This window comes from Lysinibacillus sp. FSL P4-0201 (assembly GCF_038593425.1).
Classification (GTDB): Bacteria; Bacillota; Bacilli; order Bacillales_A; family Planococcaceae; genus Lysinibacillus; species Lysinibacillus capsici.
In genome coordinates, this window is the sequence record NZ_CP151995.1 from 4,273,852 (window position 1) to 4,288,358 (window position 14,507).

The following is a 14,507-nucleotide window of genomic DNA, read 5'->3' on the forward strand; positions in this document are numbered from 1 at the left end:
TTTAAATGCCAAAAATCAAAAGAACTATTTCTCCACAAGACATAAGCTTATAGAGAAATAGTTCTAAACTAATCATAATTTAAATGTATTAATCGTTTCTATAACCTCTTTCGATGTTTGATCTAATATCGTTACAACTTCATTTAATTCAGAAACCATCGTTACTTGTAAATCTGAGGCAGTTGCTACTTCCTTTGTTCCTAGGACACTATGCTTCGCAATAGCATTCATCTGTTCGGTAGTAGCTAATACTTCCTCAGAGCCTGCTGACATTTCTTCAATGACAGCAGAGTCATCTTGAATTTTATTATTCACCTCAAGGACAGATTGCAATATTTTCTCTAGACTTTCACCTATGTGTTGCACTGCTTTATTGCCTGCCTGTACATCTATGGTACTACTAGCCATCTCTTGTAACGCTCGATCAGTAATTTTCTTAAAGCTTTCTAAATGCATGTGTATTTCGTCAGCAGATGCTTTAGACATCTCTGCAAGTTTCCGAACTTCATCTGCCACGACCGCAAATCCTTTACCAGCTTCTCCTGCTCTAGCTGCTTCTATTGCCGCGTTTAAAGCTAGTAGGTTGGTTTGATCCGCAATACTCGTAATGATGGTCACCATCTCTTCAATTGATCGGAACTTATCACCCATTTCCTCGACATGATTAGCCGTACGTAAAACAGAAGATTCTACGTTTTGAATTTGTGATACAACTTCTTGAGAATGACTAACACTTGTTTCCACAAGTCCCGTCATTGCTGATGATGACTCTGCAATTTCTGAAGTTGTATCAGCCAGTCGTTGAATACCAATCGACATCTCATTCATAGTTAATACAACCTCTTGATTATTTTGCTGCTGTTGCTCACTACCAGCAGCAATTTCAATAATTCGATCTGCAATTTGAGCGTTTGATTCTTCCACATGCTGAGAAGTCTCATCAATTTTTTGAACAACATTTTGTAAAGCAAATGTGCGTTGTTGAATCGTATGGAAAGTTTCTTTTAATTTTTGTAGTGATTCTCTGAAGGATTGTGCAAATATTGTAATTTCATTTGCTCCTTTTAGCTGGATTTTCTCCACTGCTATCGTTGCCTTAGCAATATCACCTTGAGCAAAACTTTGTGCTGCATCACCTAAATGTGCAAGAGGTTTTAACGCTCCATTAATATAACGATATAGGATGAACATAACAATACCTGTTAAAGCTAATATGACAATAATTAATGCAGGTAAAATAGCCGTTAATACGGCATTCGCAACATTGCTTACCTCTGTTGCTTCTATATCGACCCCAACAAAGGCAACAGTATTCCCTGCCTCATCCTTTAATGGAACAGTACCAGATAAATAATCTCCAAAATCACTATGTAAAATAGCGGAATAATAACTTCCTGTATTCTTTACCTTTTCAATATCCTTGTAGTATGTGGTGGAGGACTCATCTCCTATAGCTCCAGCATTTTCTTGATCATCTGCTGGCATACCGTCCACTAAAAAACGTACCTTTTTATCTTCTTGTGGTACTGCGAAAGTATAGGCATAGAGAACACCATTTATTTCACGTAATTCGTTGAGCTCTTCTCGAAGTCGCCAATATAACTCAGATTCTTTTGGTTCCTTTGAGAGTTGCTCATACTCATCAGCATTTAGATGTTTTGCAATATTCTCAGCAACTGCAACTGCCTGTGTTCCCATGGTTTTATTAACAGATAATTTTGCTGTGTAGATAGTTGTTATAACAAAAAAAGATAACAAAGCCACTAACATTACTAATGACATTAACACTATTTTATTGCTTAATTTGCCTGTCGCTCGCATACTTTCCTCCTTTAATATACTGATATACTAATATCTTAATAGTTCCTATTGTACTATTTTTTCAACTATTTCGACAATAAATCTATGATATTAAGCATATCCAAATAATTAATGCAATTAAAGTGGCGAACAGTGTCGGAATGGTAAGAATAACACCGATTTTAAAATATTGTCCCCAGCTAATTTTAATGCCTTTCTGGGCTAATATATGAAGCCATAGCAATGTTGCCAGTGAACCAATCGGTGTCATTTTTGGACCTAAATTCGTACCAATTATATTTGCATAAATCAGTCCCTCTTTCATCATGCCCGATGCGCTTGTTTCTGAAATCGCCAAAGCATCTATCATAACAGTAGGTAAATTGTTCATGACAGCAGACAAAATGGCAGCGACAAATCCCATTGTCATCGTTGCTACTACGAAGCCCTGTTGTATAGCTAGTTCAAATAAATTTGCTAACATTCCTGTCATCCCTACATTTTTTAACCCATAGACAACCACATACATGCCAATTGAGAAGAACACAATATTCCATGGCGCTCCTTTTACAACTCTTTTTGTATCTACCACAGAGCTACGCTGTGCTAGCCATAAGAATATTGCAGCGACCCCACATAAAATAAAAGATACAGGGATGTGTAAAACCTCACCAGCTAAGAAGCCCGCTAATAGAATCCCAATTACATACCAAGCGATCGAAAATAATTTGGGATCTCGGATTGCCTGACTTGGTTGCTCAACTGCCTCAAGAGAATAATGTTGTGGTATGGAACGGCGAAAAACAATGTAAAGTACTACTATACTTGCCACTAACGAAAAGAAATTCGGTACAAGCATATGAACTGCATAATCTATAAAGCCTATATCGAAAAAGTCAGCGGATACGATATTCGTTAAATTGCTAATAACGAACGGTAACGAGGTTGTATCTGCTATAAATCCACTTGCAATAATAAATGGAAAGATCATTTTTTCACTCAAGTTCAGTTTTCTCACCATCGCTAAAACGATTGGCGTTAGAATTAAAGCACCCCCATCGTTCGCAAACAAAGCCGATACAACAGCTCCAAGGCAACTAATATAAACAAATAAGCGAGTTCCACTTCCCTTTGCAAGTCGTGCCATATGTAGAGCCGCCCATTCGAAAAAGCCAATTTCATCTAAGATGAGTGAAATTAAAATAATACCAATAAATGATAGCGTTGCATTCCAAACAATCCCCGTTACCTCTAACACATCATGCCAGGTTACTACACCTATTAATAGTGCAATAGCTGCTCCTATACAGGCTGACCAGCCAATTGATAGTTTTCGTGGTTGCACTATGACAAAAAATAATGTGATTAAAAATAAAATAATGGCTAAAGCAGTCTGCATCGTTTTCCTCCCTAATTAAAAACCAGTAGCTTAAATGCTACTGGTTTACTCATTTTGTTTATATTTATTCGCCTAAATCTGCATTGTGGAAAACATTCTGTACATCTTCTAAATCTTCTAATGCATCAATTAGTTTTTCAAACTTTGCTATATCCTCGCCAGTTAAAGTCACTTCTGTTTGAGGCAACATAGAAAGCTCTGCTACTGTAAATTCTTCTACGCCCGCAGCCTTTAATGCTTCTTGTGTCGCAAAGAATTGGTCTGGCTCTGCATAAATAATTACCGCTTCTTCCTCTTCTAGAATATCGCGAGCATCAATATCAGCTTCCATTAAAATCTCTAGTACTTCATCAGCCGTTTTACCTTCTAAGCCAATAACTGCTGTTGAATCGAACATATAAGCTACAGATCCACTGACACCCATATTGCCGTTATTTTTACCAAATGCTGCACGTACATCTGATGCTGTACGATTTACATTGTTTGTTAAAGCATCCACGATAATCATTGTGCCGGCTGGTCCAAAGCCTTCATAACGTAATTCATCAAAGCTTTCATCACCGCCACCTTTTGCTTTATCAATGGCTTTTTCTATAATATGTTTTGGAACACTGTATGTTTTTGCGCGTTCAAGCACTACTTTAAGTGCACGGTTTGACTCTGGATCTGGTTCGCCTGATTTAGCTGCCACATAAATTTCTCGCCCAAATTTTGCATTAATACGGCTTGTGCTTTGATCTTTAGACGCTTTCTTTTCTTTAATATTGTTCCACTTACGACCCATTGTTTCCACTCTCTTTCAAAAGATAAATTTATAAAAATAATAGATACACAGTTGTATATCTGTAAATGGTAATTAAATACTTATCGTATCTTTACTCTGCAAATAATAACACAATGATGCTTACAAAGCTAGATATACCAATGTTTAAGGTAGCATTTTTCTAAAAAAATGGCTGTTAAAATTTACGATTTTAGCGCCATCTTATAACAGCTCTTGTTTAATTTTTGCTAGCAATGCTTGACAACCTTCTTGCACCAATTCATAGGTTTCTTGAAAATCACCTGTATAATAAGGATCCGGGACATCCTTGCGATGCGCTGTTAAATCTAAAAAACGAAAAATCTTTGGTGAGTTTGGATGGCCTAGTATTGTGCGAATATTACGAATATTACTTTCATCCATTCCAATAATATAAGCAAACTTTTCAAAATCAGACTTTTGTAATTGTCGACCTTGCATATCTATTGTAGAAATACCATATTCCCTAAGCTTATCCTGTGTACCTCTATGTGGAGGTTCGCCAATATGCCATGAGCTGGTAGCAGCGGAATCCACTTCAATTTTATCTTCTAAATGTTCTTTCTTCACCATGTCGCGCATGACCGCCTCAGCCATGGGTGAGCGACAGATATTACCTAAACATACGAAAAGTACTCGAATCATTTTATTTTCCTCCTACAACAAAGCACTCAAAATCAATTTGATTCTGAGTGCCGTTTGCTTTTATTTTACAGGAATACGTTTCTGTAGTTCTTCTGTTAGAGCAACTAATTCATGCTCAAGGTGTTGAGTAAACTGCTCACGACCTTCTTTACCCTTGCCTGTTACATAAAAAGGCTCACCATAAATTAAATAGCCTTTGCCTCGCTTCATTACATCACCCACATTACGTGCACCAACATAAGCAGCTGGAACAATTTGCGCCTTTGCCAACTGTGCAATGGTAATAGCCCCTTGTTTTAAATCTGTTCCTTCTGCACTACGTGTCCCAGAGGGGAAAATCCCTACAATTTTACCTTCCTTCAATAACTGCGAAGGAATTTTAATCACGCTTGGTCCAGGATTATCACGGTCTACCGGAAAAGCATTTAAATGCTTAACAAGCCAGCCAAGCCCTTTCATTTCAAATAATTGCTTCTTCGCCATAAAGTGAATTTCACGAGGGTACATGGCTACACCAAGGTTTAAAATATCAACATAGCCGGTATGTGTACAAGCTATAATAAACCCACCCTCTTTCGGCAAGTTTTCTTCTCCGTATACACGAGCCTTTGAACCCATTAATTTTAATATTACTTTGACAACATTTGCTGCTAGTTTATACACTGTTACATTCCTACCTTATTCAATAGTTATTCCCATTGTAATCGAAAAGACCAGTATACTGCAATTGCAGGTGACCAACTTAAACCTTCCCTACTAATAGATCCACATCAATCGTGATTTGATTTAGTTCAACGGCTGTTTGTTCTGCTTTATGCCACCCCATTGGTGTCATCTCTAATAGCGCGGGTACTAGCCCTTCTGAAAGCGGTAAAGTATACGTTACGCGTTCTACGTTTACCTCACGAAAACTATCTTGAAAACGAGCTACAATTTGTTCATTAGAGTAAGTTTCCTTGTTTGAATCTGCATATAATTGAGCACGCAGTTCCCGCAAATAACCACTTTGCGGTACAACCTTCACAAGACAGCCATTCGGTGTAAGAAGTCGTTTAAACTCCTCATAATTTGCTGGCGATAATATATTTAAAATGGCATCGAAACTCGCTTGAGCAAATGGACTTTTAGCTAAATCCCCTACACACCAAATTTGTTGAGGATAATGACGTGCTGCAGCCAAAATGCCCTCCTTCGCTATGTCAATTCCAACGCCAATACCATGATCTCTATCATTCATAATGCGAGCTAAATGTGAGCCCTCTCCACAACCAGTATCGAGCACCGTTTTTGCAGAGCTTATAAGCTCACCGATTCGGGCTTCTACAGCATCATAAATCCCACTATCAATAACAGCCTTGCGGGATTCAAAAAGGCTCTTACTATATTTAGAAGCGGCGTTATGTGTCAGCATATTGACATAGCCTTGTTTCGCAATATCAAAGGAATGGTTAGAAGTACAAACCAATCTCCCCTGCTCATATACATGCATTGATTGCTGACAGATTGGACAAGCAAAAAGGGTGATATGTTGATCCATTAATGCCGCCCCGATAGCACGTTTCGATAATGCGCCCATTTCTATGCCTCCTTTTTGTCGTTCGGTGATACAAGAGCATAACGCTCCCATTTACGACTTTTCCATCTAAAGTATACGATAATTGCCCGCACCCATTCATCTGCTGAAATGGCTAGCCAAATTCCGACCAAGCCCCAATCCAATACAAAGACAAATAAATAGCCAAGCGGCAGGCTCATGCAAACCATTGATAGAAAACCAATTTTCACAGGGAATCTAGCATCCCCAGAAGCGCGTAAAGAGTTAATGACAACGATATTCATTGTGCGACCAGTCTCTAGCAAAATACTTAATGCTAACACGGATGCCCCAATCTTAATGACTTCTGGATTATCAGTAAATACCTGCATAAGTGGCTTACGGAATAGCGTAACGACTGCGACCATAATAATCGTAAAAGCAAATGCTGCACGAACACTTTTCCATAGCTGATGATACGCCTCATCTTTTTCTCCTGCACCTACATGACGACCAATAATAATGGCTGTTCCTGTACCAATGGCAATTGCAAATAAATACGTAAACATCGAAATATTCATAGCATATTGTCGTGCTGCTAGTGTTTCTGCTCCTAAGTAAGTCGCATAATATAAAAAGATGATTTGGCAAAATTGATAAAGTACCTGTTCAAACGCAGATGGTAAACCAATGTTTAATATTTTTCTCACATATTCCTTTGAATACTCAAAAAAATATTGTAACTTTACGCGCACTTCCATTACCTGATACAGCAACCAGAAAAATACTAGGACGGCTAATCCGCGACTAATGACAGAGGAAATAGCCGCTCCTTTCACACCAAGCTCTGGTAAACCTAAATTCCCAAAAATAAGACCGTAGTTTAGCACAACATGTAAGACGTTCATGCCAAGCGAAACGTACATAGTTTGTTTTGTCCAACCATGTACACGAATAATTGCAGCGAGTGCATTAATAATAGCCTGTAGGAAAATAAAACTCCCAATGATGGCTAAGTAACTTTGTGCATAGTGGAGTACTTCTCCCTGCAAGTTCATCATTGTCATTAAATGTCTCGCAAAGAAGAAAAATAAAATACTCATTAAAAGCCCAACGACCAAATTCATCGTGACCGCTAACGCCGAGATCTTGGCCGCTTCAAAAAAGCGTTTGGAGCCTAAATACTGAGAAACAACAATAGATGCACCATTGCCCACTACCTCCAGAATCAAGATGGCAATATGGATATATTGATTGGCTGCACCTACTCCTGATACAGCATTATCTGATAAAGCACTGAGCATAAAAGTATCGGCTAGTCCCATCAACATAAATAGAAAAACTTCTAAGAAGATTGGCCATGTTAAATGGAATAGACTTAACTTATTTGTCTCTTTAATTGTGTCTGCCAATACTTTCACTTCTCCTATTTTTTCTTAAAAATCTATTGTATCTTATCACAAATATTCAGACTGTAAAGAGATTTATAGGAAGACAGTGCTTCCACATAAAAAATCCCTTTCACATCGTGTGAAAGGGCTCATTTTTAAATTAAGCAATAAGATTGTAATTGCTCTCGTTTTTCAATTGTTAGGCCAAATTCCTGCTCTAAAAACCCAGTCTTAGAACCATAGCGACGATCCATCGCATCCAATGCTGCTTGTAAATAGTCTTCACGGGCGGACATTAATGCATAAAATTGCTGTAGTTCTTGCTCATTATACTGATGCTGAATAGCCTGAGCCATTCGTTCTACCATTGGACGTAAATGTATATTAGTATCTAAATAATCCTCCATGATAGTCTCCACGGGTACATCTAAAGCTAGTAAAATAAGTGCTCCTCCAATACCCGTTCGGTCCTTACCAACTGCGCAATGATGTACAAGACCTAGATTATTAGGATTTTGAATCGTTTGCATTAACTCTTTAAATGAAAGATTGTTAAAAGGCATTTGTGCATAAAAATCCCGAAACATCTCAGGGCTTACCACTTTATAGAAATCTCTACCACCAGCATTGGTTGGCATTTCAAAAGCATGATTACCCTTCGCTGGGATTTGTATATATTGAGCATGCGAGAACACTGGGTTAGGATTATGATACGCCTCATTGTTATCGCGATAATCAAAAATGGTCTTAATCCCTAACGTTTCAAATAGCTCTTTATCCGACAGTGTCATTTTTCCAAGGGCAGCTGAGCGGTAAAATAAACCGTTCTTTACCCTACGCCCATCTTTTGTTTTATATCCACCCATGTCTCGGAAATTATAGACTGCTTCAAATGGAATTACCTTTGTCTCTAATTGCTCCAATCACTACACCCCCTAAGATTATCAAGCATACTTACTTTTATTTTAAAGAACAAACTACATTAATTCCAATTTTCACGCTAGGTAATAATTTAAACCACATAAAAAATGCTAGCTGAATGGCTGACAGCTAGCATGGAAACATTTCTTATTTAAATAACTCTGGGTACACAGCCTTCGCTACTAATTCTACAGCTTCACCAATACGCGGACCAGGTCGATTAGAGATATCTGTATCAATGGACAATACCGCTTTGTTTTGAATAGCTTTCACAGTATTCCAACCATCTCGTCCAAGAATTTCTCCTATTGGATCTTCTGTATAGTTTACTGTTGTTAAAATAACATCTGGATTTTTCGCAATAACATCTTCCTCATTCACTTTTGCCCAGCTATTCAAGTCAGAAAAAACATTATTAACATTAGCTGCATCTAATATTTCTTGCTGGAAAGTGCTAGAGCCTGCTGTATATATGTCTGGCTTAGGGCTAACCTCTAAATAAACATTTTTCGGCGTTTTTACATCCTTCACCTTCGTTTGTACTTCAGCAATTTTCGCTTTAATCTCTTCGTTTAATTTATTTCCTTTATCAGGAACATCCATCACAGCAGCAATTTGTTCGATATCTCCATAAACATCGTCGAAAGTAGTCGCAGATTGAATAACAAACACTTTAATTCCTGCGTCCTCAAGCGGCTTTAGGGCATCCTTATCACCGATTGTATAAGCAATGACAACATCTGGCTTTAACGCTATAATTCTTTCACTGTTAAAGTTCGTAGTATCAGAGACACGTTCAATTTTTTGTGCTTCCTCTGGGTAAGTATCGTACTCAGTTGCTCCTACAATTTTATCGCCAACACCTAAAGCAAACAAAATTTCAGTATTACTTGGTTGTAAAGATACAACTGTTTTTGGTACTTCTTTAAACTCTATTTCCACTCCACGGTCATCTGTCACTTTATAGCTTGTTTTCTCTGCTTGTTGTGTATCTTGCGAAGCATCTTTATTTTTTGTATCTTCAGCAGTGCCACAGCCTGCTAATACCAGTGCAAGTAAGAGCACTGATAGCCATTGGAAATTAAATACTTTTTTCATTGTTATTCTCCTTTTTCTTTTTCATTGGGTAGGATTTACTAATAAACGGTATTTCCGCTATTCCAGCTTGCTGATTCATAAAAACAGCCATGACAAAACATACATTAGCTAATAAACCAAGGTAATCGAAAAGAATAGCTGGAACCTCTCGTTCTTCTGATACTTTGTGTAAAGTACGATATGATTTTTTTGCCTCACTGCGACAAAGATGTAAGGCTGCAGCAGCCTCTGTTCCTTGAGGTAAAACAAAACTTTGAATCTCTTCCTTCACATGGCGAACGTAAAAATCATAACGTTCACTTAACCAAGATAAATCCTCTTCAGTTACTGCTAATTTCCCACGTACTGAGCCATTCACATGATAAGCCATAGGTAACATAAGCAATAAATCCTCAGCAACAACTTGAACATCCTCTTTTTTTACCGCAGCTAATGCAACTCCTAGATGTGTTGTCAGGCTATCTGTTCGAATTTCAAAATCGACCGTTGAAGCTTTCTCACGCATAAATGGATAACAAGAATAACGGGCATCTTTTTTCACTTGCTTCCCCCCTATTTTCTATAATGAAAAATTCTTATTTGAAAGGCATAAAAAAGTCGCTCCTTTTTGCAAAGGAACGACAAAAATAACATAATGAGCCATCAAACTGGACAAAGCCTATGTATTTGCCGTATATCCTCCTAGCTTCCGAGAAGTTTTTATACGTTCAAATAAAGGTCGGTCTCCTGGCTTGTACAGTTCGTCACATGAAACGAATGTGTTATAAAGGACCTTCCCATCTTCTTTGAGACAGTGGTAAATCTTTATAATGGCTGCACTTACAGTTGCGGAAACAGCTCCGGTTTTTCACCGGATTCCCGATTATGCTAATTAGCACCTTTATTCTGCAAGAATATTTCATTTGTAAAGCAGTTTATCATATATGCTTCAGAAAAAATAGCTGTACACAGTTTTAAAATATAGCATTATTTCTACTTGAAGAGAAAACCCTAACAAATTTTTACATTATTAAGAAATTTACTATAATAGTGTTTCAATTGCTTTTTCAATATCGAGCTGTGAATCTGTTGGTTCAAAGCGTGCGACGGTCTTACCATTAGCATCTACTAGAAATTTTGTAAAGTTCCAGCGAATATTACGACCATCTAAAAAGCTTGGGGCAAGTTGAACAATTGCTTCTGCCAACATTTTCTCCTGCATACTTGCCTTCCCAAACTCTCGGTAATCCACTTCATGCTTTAAATAATTAAAGAGTGGATGGGTAGCCTCTCCATTTACCTGTACAAGCTCAAAAATCGGGAATGTGACCCCATAGTTTACCTTGCATAGATGCTTAGTTTCCTCCCCATCTTCAGGATTTTGATGGCCAAATTGATCACAAGGGAATCCAAGAACTACAAAATTCTCTTTTCCATATCTATCATACATTTTCTGTAAGTCTTCAAATTGATATGTAAATCGGCATTGGTTTGCCGTGTTAACAATTAACATTGTTTTTCCACGATATGTTTCCATCGATAAAATTTCGCCATTAGGCTTCCGAACTAGATAATTATAAATGCTCATGCATAATCCCCTTTTTTCATTCATTATAGTTGACTATTCTATCGTTCATCAAAGAATTTGCACAAAAAAACACCACCTCGCTACTTTGAACGGATGGCTGACTTATACTTCTTTTTATATTTAGCATCTTGTTCTTCATTAATTAAACGATGGGCAATATCTAATAATTTCGAGTCATTTGTTTGATCATATAACTTTTTAAATGACATTATAATATCCTGACGAATAAGAGATGGCTGTTTTTCATCTATACATGTTTGAAATCTTTTAGCTAGATACGATACAACCAAATCTCTTTGTACTGGACCCGCCTGTCCAATTTTCCAAATTGCTTGTAATGCATGCCTTGCCGTAGCAGATTGTTCATCGTAAGTCACAGCCCAAATCTTTAAAAAATCCTCCAAGACCCTTTCTTCTGGATCACTTTTTGCAGCTAAAGCGCATAAAATTTGTGCAGCACGTGCACGAGAATAACCATTATTGTATGTAAGAGCTTTTATTAGCTGTTCCCAAACTGCATATGTCCAATCTACGGGTTCTTGCATAATTTTTATTAATTCCTCGTAAGATTCATATTGAATATCGCGATCATGCTCTGTTAGATTACTAAAAAGTTGCAAAATCTCTTTTTCCATAATTCATCCCTACCTTTATTGTTTCAGAACGTAATAAAATTTGATTTATGGTACACTTAACTTAATTTTTTTCGCAAAGAAGGTGAGTTTATGAATAAATTTAATGCTAGGAAATTGATTTTTCGGTTGATTGTGATAATATCACTACTTCTAGCTGCCTATTTTGTTATCCCAGTGTCCATGCCTTTAATACTTGCTGGGATTAGTGCATTTTTCTTAGAACCAATTGTCATGTTCTTTAAACGGAAATGGAAAATGTCACGGAAAATAGCAGTTGCTTTTATTTACATAGTGAGTGTTATTGTTATATCTATTATTTGTTATCTTTCTATTACACAAATAATGACACAAATAATTTTACTATCTAAGCAAGCTCCCTATTATATTTCCAAGCTATCAGATATGTGGCTTCATATGCAAGAAAATATTTCTAAATACACAGAAGACTTTCCACCTGAAGTAAGTGCTTCGCTTCAAAAAACCACTATGGATTTCATAAAGAAAGTCGAAGAATCCTTTTTAAGCTTCTTTAATTATAGCAAAGTTTCTGCCTTCTTTTCAGAGATACCCAGCCTATTTATCAGTCTTCTCGTTTATATGATTGCGCTATTCCTATTTATGCTTGATTTGCCTAAGTTAAAGCAAATCACTTATAAATATTTAAAGCCCAATACAGCAAAGAAGATAAAAATTATTTTAAATCGCTTAAAAGATGCAACATTTGGCTATATGAAGGCTCACTTATTTGTAAGCTTTATTATTGGAGGCGTCACACTCATTGGAATGCTATTAATCCAACCGAAATATGCAGTAACAATGACGATTATTATCTGGTTAATAGATATTGTACCATTCCTAGGCTCTATCATTATTCTAGCGCCATGGGGACTTTACCACCTGTTGATGGGAAACACCTCTATAGCTGTAAAATTATTCATCTTAGCTGCTATTTTACTTATTATTCGTCGAGTAGTCGAGCCTAAATTAATGGGAGACCATATCGGTTTATCCACTTTACCAACATTAATTTCCATGTTCATAGGTCTACAGTTATTTGGTATTATCGGTTTACTTGTCGGCCCATTCGTTATTATTTTCTTTATTGCCTTGAAAGAGACAGGTGTCATCAAAGTAAATTTTAAAATTTAATATCAATTTAATATGCAGGAAAGTCTCTTTTCAAGAATAGAAGTAGTCGTCTTGTTTCTTTTGAAAGAATAGCATTCCAAAAACAAAAAAGGTCATCTTTGTATATTTTTCTCTACAAAGATGACCTTTTTCTTATCTCAACCGTCTATATATTAGTGAGGCCTATTGAATACGTCCAAAGCCTACTAAGTATTGATTCCACCAATCAAGTGATTCAATTACGACACCATTGTTTTGAGCGTCGATCATTGTGTTATTACCTAAATAAATACCTACGTGAGCTACACCTGAACCATAGCTGAAGAACACTAAGTCCCCTACGCGTGCTTCACCTGCTGAAATGCGTTGTGTTGCTAAATATTGTTGTGATGCTGTACGAGGTAAAGAAACACCCGCTTGCTTATATGACCATTGTACAAGACCTGAACAGTCAAAACCTGTTGATGGGTTGCTACCACCCCAAACATAAGGACGTCCTAGGAATTGTTTAGCTGTTGAAATGGCATCTCCTGAAGAAACAGTGCCAGCTCCTGACCCAACAATAATTTTTTGTGGTTCGCCTCCACCATTATTCTGAGTTGCTTGTATAACTGGTGTAGCTGCTTGAAGTGCACGTAAACGAGCTGCCTCTTCTTCAGCTGCTTTACGCTCTGCTTCTAAACGTTCTTCTTCTTGTTTCGTTGCAATTTCAGCTTTTAATGCAAGTGATTTCGCTTCGTTCTCAGCTTTCTTCACTTCCATTTCGCTTTCTTTTTGCTGAAGCTCTTGGAATTGTTTTTGAAGTTCCTTTTGTTTTTCATCTAATGTAGCTTTTTGTTGCTCTAAGCTTGCTTTATCTGCTTCCTGTTGATCCACTAATTCTTGGTCAGCATCCATTAATGTTTTTACCGCTACGACACGATCCATTAAATCTGCAAAGCTTTTTGCCTCAAGCACTACATTTAAATAAACACCTACAGTGTTGTCTTGCGCTTGGTATGCAGCCATACGCTCACTTAAAATTTTTGAACGTTGCTCGATACGTTTTTGTGTTTCAACAATACTAGCATCCACTTCTTTAATATCTGCTTGTACTTGTTTAAATACCTTTACTTTTGCGTCGATCTCTTGTTGTAGTTTCGTTAGTTCTTCTTGTAATTTTTTAATTTGTGCATCTATTTCAGCCTTTTTCTCAATCATTTGTTGAGAAGTTTCTTCGGCATGTACTTCTGTTGGTTGAATTGTATTAAATAATAAGCCGCCAGCTAGTGCTAATGCTAGCACCATCGACTTACGCCATTTGTTACGCTTAGCCACGTTACCTTCATTTCCCTTCATCTATCAATTTCGCTCTCGATATTCTATGTAATCACTTGAACGATTTCTATTTTAATTAAATGTTCTTATATTTTTTTTAGCCTTTTAAAGTTTAGCATTTTCTACATAACTTTTATACTATTTCATGTCTATTTAATACATTAGTAAAACTCGAAATATTTCTGTAACATTCGCACTTAAACTACATTATTCTACATAATACATTTTTCTTCTACACAGAGAAACTATTAGCTAATTCGACATTAGACC

At 37.0% G+C, this 14,507-nt stretch carries 14 protein-coding genes and 1 riboswitch; of the genes, 1 reads left to right on the plus strand and 13 read right to left on the minus strand.

From position 1 onward, the window contains the following. Positions 1-72: 72 nt before the first annotated feature. From MKY76_RS21515 to MKY76_RS21570, 12 genes are all read right to left on the minus strand, one after another. Entirely contained in the window at positions 73-1,821 is a 1,749-nt protein-coding gene (locus MKY76_RS21515; protein WP_112116779.1) for a methyl-accepting chemotaxis protein, read from the minus strand. Between the two features lie 82 nt (positions 1,822-1,903). After that, positions 1,904-3,199 (minus strand): arsenic transporter, encoded by a 1,296-nt coding sequence (locus tag MKY76_RS21520; protein WP_315059737.1) that lies wholly within the window; start codon positions 3,197-3,199, stop codon positions 1,904-1,906. A 64-nt stretch (positions 3,200-3,263) separates the two neighbouring features. After that, positions 3,264-3,983, minus strand: a complete 720-nt coding sequence (locus MKY76_RS21525) for a YebC/PmpR family DNA-binding transcriptional regulator (protein ID WP_315059735.1) — start codon at positions 3,981-3,983, stop codon at positions 3,264-3,266. 201 nt (positions 3,984-4,184) lie between these two features. Further along, entirely contained in the window at positions 4,185-4,646 is a 462-nt protein-coding gene (locus MKY76_RS21530) for a low molecular weight protein-tyrosine-phosphatase (protein WP_048394164.1), read from the minus strand. Between the two features lie 60 nt (positions 4,647-4,706). After that, positions 4,707-5,309: a lysophospholipid acyltransferase family protein gene (locus MKY76_RS21535; RefSeq protein ID WP_048394163.1), complete on the minus strand. Its 603-nt coding sequence runs from the start codon at positions 5,307-5,309 to the stop codon at positions 4,707-4,709. A gap of 79 nt (positions 5,310-5,388) precedes the next feature. Next, positions 5,389-6,222 (minus strand): putative RNA methyltransferase, encoded by an 834-nt coding sequence (locus MKY76_RS21540; protein WP_115673146.1) that lies wholly within the window; start codon positions 6,220-6,222, stop codon positions 5,389-5,391. Positions 6,223-6,224: 2 nt separating this feature from the next. Further along, positions 6,225-7,592, minus strand: a complete 1,368-nt coding sequence (locus tag MKY76_RS21545; protein ID WP_103118914.1) for an MATE family efflux transporter — start codon at positions 7,590-7,592, stop codon at positions 6,225-6,227. Between the two features lie 134 nt (positions 7,593-7,726). Next, positions 7,727-8,494: a tyrosine-protein phosphatase gene (locus MKY76_RS21550; RefSeq protein WP_048394158.1), complete on the minus strand. Its 768-nt coding sequence runs from the start codon at positions 8,492-8,494 to the stop codon at positions 7,727-7,729. A gap of 145 nt (positions 8,495-8,639) precedes the next feature. Further along, entirely contained in the window at positions 8,640-9,590 is a 951-nt protein-coding gene (locus MKY76_RS21555; RefSeq protein ID WP_103118915.1) for a cobalamin-binding protein, read from the minus strand. Then, positions 9,574-10,131 carry a hypothetical protein gene (locus MKY76_RS21560; RefSeq protein WP_004231886.1) on the minus strand — a complete coding sequence of 186 codons (558 nt, stop codon included), beginning with the start codon at positions 10,129-10,131 and terminating at the stop codon, positions 9,574-9,576. The genes MKY76_RS21555 and MKY76_RS21560 overlap by 17 nt, the downstream gene beginning before the upstream one ends. Positions 10,132-10,288: 157 nt before the next feature. After that, a riboswitch (cobalamin riboswitch) is annotated at positions 10,289-10,487 on the minus strand. Between the two features lie 124 nt (positions 10,488-10,611). Then, positions 10,612-11,157, minus strand: a complete 546-nt coding sequence (locus tag MKY76_RS21565; protein ID WP_103118917.1) for a glutathione peroxidase — start codon at positions 11,155-11,157, stop codon at positions 10,612-10,614. A gap of 80 nt (positions 11,158-11,237) precedes the next feature. Beyond that, complete coding sequence (locus MKY76_RS21570; RefSeq protein ID WP_054549633.1) at positions 11,238-11,792, minus strand: hypothetical protein; 555 nt, start codon at positions 11,790-11,792, stop codon at positions 11,238-11,240. Positions 11,793-11,882: 90 nt separating this feature from the next. Between MKY76_RS21570 and ytvI the strand changes: the two genes are divergently transcribed. Beyond that, complete coding sequence (gene ytvI / locus MKY76_RS21575) at positions 11,883-12,941, plus strand: sporulation integral membrane protein YtvI (protein ID WP_342557135.1); 1,059 nt, start codon at positions 11,883-11,885, stop codon at positions 12,939-12,941. A 162-nt stretch (positions 12,942-13,103) separates the two neighbouring features. Here ytvI and MKY76_RS21580 read toward each other — a convergent pair whose 3' ends face one another. Continuing rightward, on the minus strand, positions 13,104-14,258 hold the full coding sequence (locus MKY76_RS21580; RefSeq protein WP_004231877.1) for a C40 family peptidase: 1,155 nt from the start codon (positions 14,256-14,258) through the stop codon (positions 13,104-13,106). Positions 14,259-14,507 lie beyond the last annotated feature (249 nt).